Raw genomic sequence first — 13,115 nt, 5'->3', positions numbered from 1 at the left:
TTTGCCGGTTTGTTACTCCGGTGCACGAATCGCGCTGTGCCGAATCCGGTCGCACCGGGGCCGAGTAGAGGCCGAGTTGACATGGCGGCGTTCGCGATTACGGTTTGATGACAATTGATCGGCCGTTTCGGATGATGTTGCGGCTGTCGGCCCCTATCCTTTGTCGGTATCGGGGCGGGTCCGGGCAGTTCGAGGTTCCTGCGCGGTTTGGTGGTGTGGAAGAGGGACCTGGATGGCACGGACGGATAACCGTGAGCGCGAGCGCTGGCCGGAGGCACAGCCGGAGGAGTACGAGGCGGAAACCGGAGCGATCGGCCGGTGGCCGGATCCGGATCCGGATCCCAACGACCGCTGGCCGGAGGTCGAGCCGCCGGCCCGGCGTGCTACCCGGGCCGGTCGCCTACGGGTCGAGGTTCCGCCCATCGTCAACCCGTATGCGATCGTCGCATTGGTGGCCGCGCTGCTCGGCCTCGTTCCGGTCGCGATCGTCTTCGGGTTCATCGCCTTCAGCCATCCGCGTGGCAAGACGATGGCGGTGTGCGCACTGCTGCTCGGTGTGATCGAGGTGGTCGCTGTCGCCGGATACGTCGTGCTGTCCGGCAGCAACTTCTCCGACGCGCTGTCCGGGGTGAACCGGACCCCGGTCGTATCGAGTGTCGCCCCGCCCTCCACCATCGCCCAGACCGCCATCCCGCAGCCCTCGGTGGCGCCGACCGTCGTCGACCCTCCGGCCACCTCGGCCGCGGCGCCGACGAGCCAGGTGCCCCCGAAGAAGGGCGCGGTGTGCACCGAGCCGGGCCGCATCGGCACGGGGGCCGACGGCAACACCCTGCTGTGCCTGGCCGGCGGCGGCGTCTACCAGTGGAACGGTCCGTACACCGTCGGCGGCACTGTCGCGGAGCCGGGGACCAAATGCGACGGTTCGACGAAGAGTGCCCGCACCGCGGATGGGCGCGCACTGACGTGTGAGAGCAAAGCCTGGGTGCTCTGGACCGAATAGCCTCCCGGTAGCTAGCTTTCCTTTTCCGGCTTCTTGGCCCGGCTCGGCTGTACCCGGGGCGGCTCGTTCGGCATCTTGGGATATTGCGGCGGCCACGGTGCGTCCATGAGCCCGGATGCCATATCCCGCTCCGACATTTTCAGCAGCGGCTCGATGGATTGGGCCGGTCGGTCCGCCCACGGGTCACCGGATTCGGCCAGCCGCGCGGGGACGGTGGCGATGGTCAATTCCTCGGGGGCAACGGTATCCAGATCGGACCAGGCGATCGGCGTGGAGACCTGCGCGCCGACCTTCGGTCGCACACACCATGCGCCGAAAACCGTTTTGTGCGGCGCATTTTGGTTGAAGTCGACGAAGACGCGGTTGCCGCGCTCCTCCTTCCACCACTGCGCGGTGATCTCATCCGGATGCCGCCGCTCCAGTTCGCGAGCCAGCGCGACCGCGGCCGCGCGCACCTGATAGCCGTCCCATTTCGGTTCCAGCGCAACGTAAATATGCAATCCACGCGAGCCGGAGGTCTTGATGCGGGAGTCGATGCCGAGTTCGGTGAACAGCTCACGGGTGAGTACGGCGGCGTGCACGAGATCGTCGAAGGTGATGCCCGGCGAGGGATCCAGGTCGATGCGCAGCTCATCGGCGATATTCAGATCGTCGACGTGATTGGGCCAGACGTGGAAGCCGAGGCAGCCCTGGTTCACCGCCCACAGAATGTGCGCGAGATCGTGGGCAACCAGGGCGTCGCTGGTGGTGCCGTTGGGCGTGGCGACCTCGACGGTGTGCAGCCAATCCGGTGCGGATTTCGGCACCCGCTTCTGGAACCATGACTTACCGGACGCCCCATCGGGATACCGCTCCAGCAGCAGCGGCCGATCGCGCACCACCTGCAGGAATGGTTCGGCCACGGCCTGGTAGTACCGCACCAGATCGAGTTTCGTCTCACCGCGTTTGGTGAAGTAGACCTTGTTCGGATTGCTGATGGCGACGGTTCTGCCGTCCACCTCGATATCGACCGACCCGGTCATCATTGCCCCCGGGCTTCGGTGAAGATGGCGCTCAATTCGGCCGGTGCGACCTCGTCGAGCTGGGCGTAGGTACACGATTCCGGTGTGCGATCGGACCGGAAGCGCACCAGCCTGCCGCCGTGCCGCAATCGGCCCGACTGCACATGTTCGTAGCGGACCTCGGCGACCAACTCCGGACGCAGCGCCTCCCAGGACAGATCCTTGCCGCCGGTCCACCGGCTCACCCCGCCCGGCATCTTGCCATCGGCCTTCGCCTGCGCCGCGGCATCGGCCCATTCCCGCCACGGATGATTCGCCAATGCGTTCTCCCGCAACGGTTTCAGCTCATCCACCAGCGACTTGCGTTTGGCCGCGGTGAAACTGCTCGCGACTCCGACATGATGCATATTGCCCTCGTCGTCGAAGAGTCCGAGCAGCAGCGAACCGACGCCCTCGCCGTCCTTGTGCCAGCGGAAACCGGCCACCACGCAGTCCGCGGTGCGCTCGTGTTTGACCTTGAGCATCACCCGCTTGTCCTGCAGATACGCCAGCTCGTTGGACTTGACCATGACACCGTCGAAACCCGCACCCTCGAAGCGGGTGAACCAGTCCTCGGCGACGGCGGGATCCTGGGTGATCGGGGTCAGATGCACCCGGGCGAGTTCGGTATCGAGAATGGTCTCCAGCAGCCGTCGGCGTTCGGCGAACGGCTCACCGGTCAGATCCTTGTCGCCGAGAGCGAGCAGATCGAAGGCGACGAAGCTGGCCGGCGTTTCCTTGGCCAACTTGTTGACCCGCGAGGCCGCCGGATGTAACCGGTTCTGCAGGGTGTCGAAATCGAGTCCCTCATCGGTGACCACCACGATTTCACCGTCCACCACGCATTTATTCGGCAGCGCCGCCTGCAGTAGTTCGGCGACCTCGGGAAAATAGCGGGTGAGGGGGCGGTCGTTGCGGGAACCGAGTTCCACTTCGTCGCCGTCGCGGAACACCACGCAGCGAAAGCCGTCCCATTTCGGTTCGTAACTCAGGCCCGGCTCGTGCGGCACCGAGGGCGCCGTTTTCGCCAGCATCGGCCTGACGGGCGGCATCACGGGTAAGTCCACACCATCCTCCTCGGGGGTCCGTTCTCTCACCCATATCGACGTCGCAGTCGACGCAGATTCATCGGTGCGGCCGGGGGCTGTGGCTTGATCGTAGAACGCCGGTCCGACAAGGTCGTGAACCTCGCCTGGACCGCCCGAAGTGCCGAGAAGGTGGCCGACCACGCGACAACAGATCAGATGCGAGCATGGGTAACTCACCGGGGACGGGCCAACTCGACTTACATCTTGCCGTCAGGCGCCAACGCAATTTTTGTGGCACCTGAGTCTGGCGCCTGAAGGCCCGGGGAGGCGGGGGAGCTTGCGCGCTATTCCAGCCAGCCGTGCTGATCGGCGAAGGCGGTGAGGCGGTCGCGGATGGTGAGGATCTCACCGGCGGTGAGGGCGGGGCTTGCGTCCAGTAGTAGCTCGGTGATCAGGCGTTTGTGTTCGGTGGCGGTCAGTTGGCCGGAGCCGGATCTGTCTTTTTTGTGCCGAGGAGCGGGTGGTAGTGGTTGACCGCCGACCACGGTGAGGTTGACCGCCTTCGGACCACGATCACCCTCGGTCACATCGAATTCGAACACCCGCCCCTGGCGCAGTTCATCCTCGTCCAGTCCGATGTCGTTCACATGAACGAACACATCCGGGCCACCATCGTCGGGCCGAATGAACCCGAATCCCCGCGAACTGTCGAACGACACCAATTTCCCGATGGACACCAACACCCGCTCCTCGCGCCGTCGCTACTCGGCCACCTTAGCTCGCATTATCCCCGTCGTTGGATGAAAGCGCCTTTTGTAACGAGTTGAATACAGTGAGGCCCTGACCGACCATTCCGTTGACCAATTCGCCGACTCCATCGGGTCCGTTGAGCACCGTCAGGTTGGCGTTCGCCAGGCCGTTGGAGGCCTGCTTGACGATTTCCGGCAGCTGCTCGATCAGCAACTGGTCCAAGGCGATCCGGTTGTTCGAGGCCGCCGCGTCGGCCTGGATCCGGGTCCGATCGGCCTCGGCCTCGGCGAGGATGCGTACCCGTTCCGCTTCGGCCCGAGCGGGTTTCACGACTTCGGCCTGCAACTGCTGCTCACGCAACTCGGCCTCTTTGCGTGCCTGTTCGGCCTGCGCGGTGAGCACCTCCTGCATCGCCTTGGCCTCGGCCAGCGGACCGGCCTGTGCCGCTTCGGCATTGGCCTTATCGATATCCTGCTGATACTGCGCCTGGAGAATAGCGGTCTCACGCTGATATTCGGCTCGGCGGCGCAGCGATTCCTGTTCAGCCTCGGCGGCACGCTGCGCGGCCTGTGATTGCGCGATCTGCGCATCGCGCTGCACGGCCGCGTTGTGCGGTGCGGCCAGTGCGGTGATGTACCCCAGATTGCCGTCATCGATGGATTGGATTTGGAACGAATCCACCCACAGGCCGATATTGCCCATCTCCACCTTGGAGGCCACCAGTACCTCGTCGGCCAGCCGCTGGCGTTCGCGGATGATCTCCTCGACCGTCATCGAGCCGACGATCGAGCGCAGGTGTCCGGAGAAGATGCGTCCGGTCAGCACCGACATCTCCCGCTCCTGTTCGGACAGAAAGCGTTGGGCCGCATTGACGATCGACTGGGTGTCGTTGGCGACCTTGAACGCGATCACTGCCCGCACCTCGAGCTGGATGGCCTGCTTGGTGACGCAGCGTTCCTTGATCTCGGCCTCGAACATGGCCAGCGACAGATAGCTCACCTTGCGGAAGAACGGCATCACCCACTTGCCTCGTCCGATGACGACGCCGAAGGGCGCGTTGTCCTTGCTCGTACCGCCGCTGACCAGCATCGCCTCGTCAGGATCCGGAACGTGATAACCCAGCACTGTGCCTCCCTAGCAGTTCATAACTTCGGTCGCGGTGTCAGATATCGTCGACCGGGACGGGTTCGAGCGGAATCCACGGCACCACATCGACGATGCGGCCCGGCTGTACCGCGATGATCAGGACGGTTTCGCCGGCCGAGATCGGCTCGGCCGCCCGCGCGATATATATCTCCGTGCCCCCACGAATCGCAACCAATACTTCGCCGAGCATTCCGGGGCCCCGGATCGGCGAGGTGAGCGTACCCGTCAAACCTTGCACGGGGTCGGTCATCGCGGTGAACTCCTCGCACTCGGTGCCAGAGCTGTCAGCGTACGCGCGATTCGGAATAGCTCCGGTTACGAGAGGGACTCGGCGATGATGCGCCCGACCGACTTCTTGGTGAGATAGTGCGTGGCATCGTGCGGACTGGAGCCATTGTCGAGTTCGGGATGGGTCGTCGGCACCACATCGCGTCCCGGTGCAGGCGGGAAATAGGGCGCCAGATCCAGATGCGCCGCGACGATATCGTCACGATCGGCCAAATTCTCCCAGCGGGTGAGCGCGGCGGGCACCGTGGGCGGCTGCGGGCGCAGCAGCGGGTAGATGATGGACTGCAACGCCAGCGGCGAACCCAGGGTGACCAGCGCCGCGGGCTGATCGGTCCGATGCAGTGCCTCATAGGCGACCACCGAGCCGAGCGAATGTCCGATGACGAGCCGGGTCTCCGGACCGATCAGGTCGAGCACCTGTTGCTGCGCGTAGGCACGCACCGCATCTTCGGCCAGATATCTGCTGACCTGGGCCAGTGACCGGTTGACGAATTTGCCCGCCATCCCGAAACCGAAGGGCGCGAACCACTTCAGCTTGGTCAGCGCATTCGCCGCAGGTCTGGCCTTGCGGCCGAAACCCTGTGCGCCCTCGGTGCCGAGCGCGGAATTGTCCAGGTAGCGTTGCGCTTCCAGCCGATCGCGTTGATCGGCCGCCTGCTCGGCCGCCGTCGCCAACCACGCCTCGGCGATCTGCTCGGTGAGTTCGGCATCCTCGGTACCGACCGGTCCGCCGCCGCCTTGAGCGCCGGGATCGAGAAAGGCATTGCCGTAGAACGCCATTCGAACCTCGAGCATGCCCGGGCGTTGGCCGCGCCACAGCTGATCCGCGAGTTCGCCGTAGCCGGCCGTACGGACACCAGCCGCCAGCGCCGGAAGCCATTGCGCTTCCAGTAGATCCGCACCGTACTGCTCCTGTGCGATCCCGTGCGCCAGCACTATCGCCGCCATCAGCCGCCCCCGTTGTCATTTGCCCCGATGTGCCTTCGGGTACCTTCCTACCACGCAGGGCCGACCTTTTCGAGCGACCTGCAAGCAGTCGCTACGGCCCCGTGTCGGGGTGTCGAGGGTCGTCGGGGAGTCGACGGTGGGAACGGTGGTGCTGAAATGGGAGGAAGGCTCGCCCTGGTAGTCGGGTCCGAGTGCGAGGCACTGGGGGAACTGGGGTTCACCGATGAGTTGGCGACGGGTCTGTATGGGACATTGACCGGATCCGGCGGCTGGCGGGCGGCGACGGAGGTGCCGGGCCCGGTGCTGAATCCGACAGTTGCACAGCTGGTTACGGCGGTGGATGAGGCTTTCGACGCGGCGGCGCGAGAGCAGGCGACGCTGCTGATCGGATTCGTCGGACACGGCACCGCGACCAGCGCGGAGGACTTCTTTCTGCTCGGCCACGATTCGCCCGCGGTGCCGAACTCGCATACGGCCTTCCATCTGACACAGGAGATTCGGGAGCGGTTGAACCGATCGGCGCTGGACGGGTTGGTGGTCCTCGTCGACGCGTGTGAGACCGAACAGGGCGTGCTCGGTGCGGCCCGCCGCTGGACCGACTTGCTGTCGAGGGCGGCGGGCCGGATGGAGTTACTTGTCGCCGCCGGTGACGGTCCCGCTTACGCGGGCTGCTTCACCCGAACGCTGCTGTCCACCTTCGCGGTCGGACTGCCCGCGCGCGGGGAGAATCTGCTGCCGTCGGATCTGGTCGATCCGATCGCCGCTGCGTGCACCCGGCAGCAGCCGGAACATCTGTCGTTCACCTCGGGCACGGTATCCGCGGCCGATGGCGGTGATCCCGGCCTGTGGCTGGTGCCGAATATCGCCCGTCACCGCGACGCCGTAACCGGCCGTCCGGCAGCTGGTTTCGTCGATCAACTCACCCGCAGACTGCTACTGACCCCGGCCGTGCGCGAGACGCTCGACGATATCGTCGGATCGGGCAGCTACCGGTTGCGCGGGGTGATCGGACCGCCCGGCGTGGGCAAATCGACACTACTGGCAATGCTCATCCGGCCGAGCCTGGTCGACACCCTGCCCGTCGCACCCGAATACATCACGGCCGCAGTATTTTTGACCGTCAGCAGTTCCATCGAGGCGGTCGCCGCCGAGTTGTCCGCGCAGTTGAGCACTCGACTGCCCGGCTTCCGTGCTGCGGTCGCGGCGGCGCGGAGCCTGGCCCGGCACAGTGTCACCGCACCCGATGTTTTCGATGTCGAGGTGCGACAACCGCTGGCGGACCTGGGCGGATGGGGTCGACGGGTCACCATTGTCGTGGACGGATTGAACGAACCGGAACAGGGCACCCAGCGACTGCTGGTGGCCGCGGTCGCCGAGTTGACCCGGCGACCGGAGCTCGCGCACGTCCGGGTGATCGTGGGCATCCGGGAGGGGCTCGGCTTCGAGAACGATTCGGAACTGCGGCATATGCATCGGATCGTCGTCGCCGAGCCGGTGGCCGAGGATATCGCCGCGATTGTGGAATCTGCGGGGTATGAGCGTGCCGCCGTCGACGAGCAGGAATGGGTCGGCTGGATCGATGCGCGGTTGGCCGAAACACCAATGGCGCGTGCCGATTCCCCTGCTGCTGCAGCGGGCTGGCTGTTGGCCGGATTGCTGGCCGAGGTCGCCGACGAGGTCACCGATCGGGTGGTTGCCGAGGATGTCGGTGTCGACGGTCTGGTGGCGTTGCGGGTCGGCGCGGCCATCCGCGCCGCAGCGGGAGATGGACCGGATATCGCACCGAATGTCGCCTATACCTGGGGGATCGGCGCGGTCCTCGGTGTGCTGGTCGCGGCAGGTGTCGGTCCGGTGCTGCCGCTGGAACTGCTGGATGCGGCGATGCGTGAACTCGGGGCCGAGGTGAGCATTGCCGGCATCCGCGATCTCACAGTGGGTTTGGGTGTGCTGGTCACGCGCAGTCGCCCCGGTACGGCCGACGAATCGCTCGGTATCGCCCATGCCGCGCTGCTCCCCGGACTGGCCGATGAATGCGACCGTCTAGGCGTGCACAGTGAGGATGCGCACCGGGCGGTGATCTCGGCCATCGAGGCGGGCACCACCGAACGCGTTGCCGACTATGCCCGTGGTGCGGCGGTGCGCCACTACCTGGCCTATGGCGCCGCGGCGGCCGCCTTCGGCTACCTGGAATCGCTGGAAACCACACGCGTGGTGGACAATCGGGATCTGTGGGTGGCCTGGCTGCCGAGCTTCACCGCCGCCATGGGTCCGGATCATCGGGTCACGCTGCTGGTTCGCAACCATCTCGCGAACTGCCGTGGTCGCAGCGGCGAATTCGCCACCGCCGTCACCGAATTGGAAGCGCTGGCCCGCGATCAGACGCGGGTACTCGGCGCGGATGATCTCGATACCGTCACCACCCGCTACGACATCGCGGATTGGCGCGGTCATATGGGCCAGCTCGAGCGGACGGTCGCGGATTTCGAACGGCTCGTCATCGATCACGCCCGCATCCTCGGCACCGACCACCCGTGGACGTTGCGCGCGCGAAACAGCCTGGCCTACTGGCGCAGTGAACGCGGCAGTCTGCGCCGCGCTGTCATCGAATTCGAACAGCTGATCGCCGATCAGGAGCGCATCCTCGGTCCCGTCGACCCGCAAACCCTGCGCACCCGACTGCATCTCGCGCGTTCCCGCGCCATGGCGGGCGAGCTGGTCCGCGCCTTCACCGAATTCGAACTGCTGCTCGTCGACCAGGTCCGCATCCTCGGCCCTGATGACGCCCAGACCCTGCGCACCCGCATCAGTATGGCGCGCTGGCGGCGGGAGAGCGGTGAAACGACCAGGGCCATTACCGAATACGCCGCCCTGCGGACGGATCAGTTGCGCATTCTCGGGCCGGATCATCCGGATACCCTGCACACCCGCAATTGCCTCGCGGGCTGCTATGGCGAGGCGGGTGATATCGGCGCCGCCATTACCGAATTGGAGCCACTGCTCGCCGATCAGATCCGCGTCCTCGGACCCGACCATCCGCATACCCTGCTCACCCGAAGCAACCTGGAGTACTGGCGCGCCCGGTCCGGCGGGTAGCCGAGCCGGGTTGGCGTTAATGTTCTTGCGGGCCAGCGGCCGGCCCAGTCGTAATAAGTGCGACGACGGCCGAAATGTGGGCGCAATTCGGTGTGCTCGGGCCGGTGCAGCTATCGATCGATGGCGTCGCGCAGCCGGTCGGCGGGCCGAAACAGCGCGCGGTGCTGGCGTATCTGGTGATTAATGCCAATCATCCGGTCTCGGTGGACGCGCTGGTGTAGGCGGTGTGGAGGAGAGTCCGCCCTCGGATGTGCGGGTGAGTCTGCACGCTATCCCCTCGATTCTGCGCAAACCGCTGCGTGCTGCCGGACTCGACGTTCGCGGTGTACTTGCCCAGGTCGGCACCGGATCACGGTCGCCGATGGGCCAGTGATGTGCAGCGGTTCCGGGCACGCAAGGAAGCGGGCCTGCGGGAACTGGCGGCGGGTCGCTTCACCATGGCCGCCGAAGCGCTGTCGAGCGCACTGGAACAGTGGCGTGGCCCGGTGCTGTCGGATCTGCGCGGGCTCGGATTCGCCGCCGCCTACGCCGCCGCCTACGCCGCTGCGCTCGACGATGAACGGGTCGGTGTCATCGAGGCGCGGGCCTCGGCCGATATCGCGCGCGGACGCCGTCGCGGCCGAACTCGCCCTGCTCGGGGGCGCATCCTTTGCGAGAACCATTGTGGGAGAAGCTGATCACCGCGCTGTATCTGAGCGGGCGGCAATCCGACGCACTCGGCGCGGTCCGGCAGCTACGGACCACACTGGACGACGAACTCGGCATCGACCCCGGCCCGGCGATAGGTTATGAGGGTCGAGGAGTTCAGCGACGGCATGGTCGACGTCAGCGGTTCTGCGGAGGAGTTCGAAGGTCTGGCCGCCGTGGTGGCCCGGGGCGAGGGGAGGTTCGAGACCGAGGATCTCGCGGCTGTCGAAGTCCGCTCGGACGCTGGTCCTCGGCTGCTCGTCCAGGTCGTCGAGCAGCACCGGGTCCTGCTGCTGGTGGGGGACCGGGAGAGCCGAGCGCTCCTCGCGGAGGACCTGCGCAGCGTGGGGTCCATGACGGACGGCGGGCATCAGTACATCGAGTACTACGAGGACTTCGGCTACCTGCGGAAGGGTTCCCGTTGACCACCCGCCGATCATCAACCCGCGAACGCTCCTTCACGCCCGACGGCGGCAACAACGACTCCACAACCTGCCACTGCTCATCAGTCAACTCATGCCTACGCACCGCAACCGAGATCGAAGCAGACCCCTCACACCGATTGAGGACGCGCCCTAGGTGGCTGGTGTTTTTCGTGCGGTGACGGCCCGGCTCGAGCAGAATGATCGGGTGACGTTGGGGCAGTCGCCGAGGCAGGCGGATTTGTTGCGGTCGACCGCGAACTTCTGCGAGGGTCGTGTGGCGGAGGGCTCGATTTACGGTGTACTGCACCGTGATTGCTTCCAGTTGTTCCCGGATGAGATGTTCGCCGACCTGTTCACCGATGTCGGGCGGCGTTCGGTGCCGCCGATGATCGTGGCGGTGGTGATGGTGCTGCAACGCATCGAGGGGCTCTCGGATCGGGAAGCGGTGGAACGGTTCGCGTTCGATGCCCGCTGGAAATACGCCGCCGGTGGCTTGGATTTCGACTATCCGGGATTCGTGCACACGGTGCTGGTTGACATGCGGGCCCGGCTGGCCCGCTCGCAGCGGCCCAACCGCATCTTCGACGCCGTGCTGGAGGTGGCGCGCCAGGCTGGTTTGGTGGGTCGTAAACGGGTGCTGGACTCGACCCCGCTCTATGACGCGGTCGCCACGATGGACACCATCACCTTGATCCGGTCGGCGATCCGTGGCCTGCTCGCGGCCGTCGGCGCCGAACTGGCTGCGGCATTGCGGGCGGCGATCACCAGCGACGACGACTACACAGGCACTGCGAAACCCATGATCGACTGGGACGACGAGACCGCTCGTGAGCAGTTGATCGATTCCCGTGCCCGTGACGGGTCGGCGATGCTGACGCTGCTGGACGGGCTGGATCTCGACGAGCGTGTCGGCAAGGCCGCACAACTGCTGGCGACCGTGCTCGGCCAGGACATCACCACCGATGACGACGGGAACTTCCGGATCGTGCGCGGCACGGCAGCCGACCGGGTGATCTCGACCGTTGATCCCGAGACCCGCCACGGGCACAAGACCAGCGCCCGCGGATTCGACGGCTACAAAGGCCATATCGCCGTCGACCCCGATAGCGAGATCATCACCGCCACCACTGTCACCCCCGGCAACAGCAGCGACGCCGACGCCGCCACCGGCCTGCTCGCCGACATACTGCCCTCCGAAGCCGAAGCCGAAGCCGAAGCCGAAGCCGAAGCCGAAGCCGAAGCCGAAGCCGAAGCCGAAGCCGAAGCCGAAGCCGAAGCCGAAGCCGAAGCCGAAGCCGAAGCCGAAGCCGAAGCCGAAGCCGAAGCCGAAGCCGAAGCCGAAGCCGAAGCCGAAGAGGGTGGGGTGGTGGTTTTCGGTGATGCCGCATACGGGGCGGGAGGGTTGCTGAAACGGTTGGACGACAACGGGATTGGCAACCAGATCAAGGTGCAGCCGTCGCCGTCGGTGAAAGGGCATTTCTCCAAGGACCGGTTCAGCATCGACCTGGACCACCGCACGGTGACCTGCCCGGCTGGAGTCACCGCGACGATCGCGGCCCGCACCGGCCGCCACACCGGCGCCGCCTACTTCGGTGCCGCCTGCACCGGGTGCCCGCTGCGCGCGCAGTGCACAACGGCGGCCGGCGGGCGCACGATTACCGTCGGAGCCCACGAAAAATACCTGGCCACCGCCCGCGCCCGGCAGCTGAACCCGGCCTGGAAGGCCGCCTACCGCGCGACCCGCCCCAAGGTGGAACGCAAAATCGGGCACCTGATGCGCCGCCGCCACGGCGGACGCCGCGCTCGTCTGCGTGGACAAGCCAAGATCAGTGCCGACTTCGGGCTGCTCGCCGCCGCGCACAACCTCGCCCGCCTCGCCGTCCTCGGGATCGGCTACAGCACCAGCGGATGGACCACAGCCGCCGCCTGACATTCCGGGCGCACCACAGACAAAGCCCAAATCACCACGGACACAGCCTGATACGACAATCCTGGCACAGTCACCGCCAGCCGCCGTCAACCAACCACGACATACCAGCCCGGCGGCATCACCGCGCCGACAGGCGCGTTCGACACCAGCCACCTAGGCAGGCTTCAATCTGCGCGCGAGAACACCGCCACTAGAAAGTCGGACTCGTCGGTAAATGGACGTAGATCCCACGTCGATAGCCGCAAATCCACCGTGAGTCCGGCGTCCTCGGCGTCTGCCAGGAACTGCGGGAACTCGTAACCACGATCGGCGCCGAACCCCACAACCACCCGACCGGCTGGGGCGAGATGGCGGGCGAACCCGGCCAGCACCGCTTCCCGGGTGGACGGCGCCAGAAATGTCATCACGTTCCCCGCACACACGATGACATCAAAGTCGCCGGCGATTCCACGGCCCGGTAAGTCCAGTTCGGCGAGATCGCCGACTATCCAGGTCGGACCGGGATAGTCCTGCTCCGCCGCAGCGATCAACACAGGGTCGACGTCGACGCCGACCACGACGTGGCCAGCTCGGTGCAGGTAGGCACCCACACGCCCCGGACCGCACCCCGCATCCAGGACTCGGCCACTGCGGTCGAGCATCGCGTCGACCAGCCGCGCCTCCCCGACAATATCCGTGCCTTCGGCCGCCATTGCTCGGAACCGCTCCACGTACCACGTCGAATGCGCCGGGTCGGCAGCAGTGAGCTCTTCCCACTGGCTGGGGGTACGTCCGCTCATG

Annotated in this window: 13 protein-coding genes and 1 pseudogene; 7 read left to right on the top strand and 7 right to left on the bottom strand. The window is 66.1% G+C overall.

Going from position 1 to position 13,115, the window contains the following annotated elements; genetic code table 11:
- Positions 1-232 precede the first annotated feature (232 nt).
- Positions 233-1,000, top strand: a complete 768-nt coding sequence (locus tag OIE68_RS13850; RefSeq protein ID WP_327099785.1) for a DUF4190 domain-containing protein — start codon at positions 233-235, stop codon at positions 998-1,000.
- A gap of 11 nt (positions 1,001-1,011) precedes the next feature.
- Here the strand turns inward: OIE68_RS13850 and ligD are convergent, their stop codons facing one another.
- The 6 genes from ligD to OIE68_RS13820 form a co-directional block, all read right to left on the bottom strand.
- Entirely contained in the window at positions 1,012-2,022 is a 1,011-nt protein-coding gene (gene ligD, locus OIE68_RS13845; RefSeq protein ID WP_327099784.1) for a non-homologous end-joining DNA ligase, read from the bottom strand.
- Positions 2,022-3,107, bottom strand: a complete 1,086-nt coding sequence (locus OIE68_RS13840) for an ATP-dependent DNA ligase (protein ID WP_327099783.1) — start codon at positions 3,105-3,107, stop codon at positions 2,022-2,024. Before OIE68_RS13840 ends, ligD begins: the two co-directional genes overlap by 1 nt.
- 305 nt (positions 3,108-3,412) lie before the next feature.
- Positions 3,413-3,811 carry a cold shock domain-containing protein gene (locus OIE68_RS13835; RefSeq protein WP_327099782.1) on the bottom strand — a complete coding sequence of 133 codons (399 nt, stop codon included), beginning with the start codon at positions 3,809-3,811 and terminating at the stop codon, positions 3,413-3,415.
- A 31-nt stretch (positions 3,812-3,842) separates the two neighbouring features.
- A complete protein-coding gene (locus OIE68_RS13830) occupies positions 3,843-4,943 on the bottom strand; it encodes an SPFH domain-containing protein (RefSeq protein WP_327099781.1) in 1,101 nt (366 codons plus the stop codon).
- Positions 4,944-4,980: 37 nt separating this feature from the next.
- The gene (locus OIE68_RS13825) at positions 4,981-5,214 is read right to left on the bottom strand and encodes a hypothetical protein (protein WP_040690061.1); all 234 of its coding nucleotides are present in this window, start codon (positions 5,212-5,214) and stop codon (positions 4,981-4,983) included.
- Positions 5,215-5,279: 65 nt separating this feature from the next.
- A complete protein-coding gene (locus OIE68_RS13820) occupies positions 5,280-6,200 on the bottom strand; it encodes a hypothetical protein (protein ID WP_327099780.1) in 921 nt (306 codons plus the stop codon).
- A 156-nt stretch (positions 6,201-6,356) separates the two neighbouring features.
- Here OIE68_RS13820 and OIE68_RS13815 point away from each other — a divergent pair, with 156 nt between their 5' ends.
- The 6 genes and pseudogenes from OIE68_RS13815 to OIE68_RS13790 all read left to right on the top strand — a co-directional run bounded on the left by OIE68_RS13815 (position 6,357) and on the right by OIE68_RS13790 (position 12,335).
- A complete protein-coding gene (locus OIE68_RS13815; protein WP_327099779.1) occupies positions 6,357-9,293 on the top strand; it encodes a tetratricopeptide repeat protein in 2,937 nt (978 codons plus the stop codon).
- A gap of 74 nt (positions 9,294-9,367) precedes the next feature.
- Positions 9,368-9,514, top strand: coding sequence for a hypothetical protein (locus tag OIE68_RS13810; protein WP_327099778.1), 147 nt, complete (start codon positions 9,368-9,370; stop codon positions 9,512-9,514).
- 5 nt (positions 9,515-9,519) lie between these two features.
- Positions 9,520-9,666: a hypothetical protein gene (locus tag OIE68_RS13805; RefSeq protein ID WP_327099777.1), complete on the top strand. Its 147-nt coding sequence runs from the start codon at positions 9,520-9,522 to the stop codon at positions 9,664-9,666.
- Positions 9,617-10,017 (top strand): annotated as a pseudogene (locus tag OIE68_RS13800) (BTAD domain-containing putative transcriptional regulator); the annotation flags it as partial. The gene OIE68_RS13805 and the pseudogene OIE68_RS13800, both read left to right, overlap by 50 nt.
- Positions 10,018-10,081: 64 nt before the next feature.
- The gene (locus OIE68_RS13795; protein ID WP_327099775.1) at positions 10,082-10,405 is read left to right on the top strand and encodes a hypothetical protein; all 324 of its coding nucleotides are present in this window, start codon (positions 10,082-10,084) and stop codon (positions 10,403-10,405) included.
- A 154-nt stretch (positions 10,406-10,559) separates the two neighbouring features.
- Positions 10,560-12,335 (top strand): transposase, encoded by a 1,776-nt coding sequence (locus tag OIE68_RS13790; RefSeq protein WP_327099774.1) that lies wholly within the window; start codon positions 10,560-10,562, stop codon positions 12,333-12,335.
- 164 nt (positions 12,336-12,499) lie between these two features.
- Here OIE68_RS13790 and OIE68_RS13785 read toward each other — a convergent pair whose 3' ends face one another.
- A complete protein-coding gene (locus OIE68_RS13785; RefSeq protein ID WP_327099773.1) occupies positions 12,500-13,114 on the bottom strand; it encodes a class I SAM-dependent methyltransferase in 615 nt (204 codons plus the stop codon).
- Position 13,115: the final 1 nt, after the last annotated feature.

The organism is Nocardia vinacea (genome assembly GCF_035920345.1).
Taxonomy (GTDB): Bacteria; Actinomycetota; Actinomycetes; order Mycobacteriales; family Mycobacteriaceae; genus Nocardia; species Nocardia vinacea_A.
Note: the sequence above shows the minus strand (reverse complement) of the source record. Positions and strands in the feature narration are given on the sequence as shown.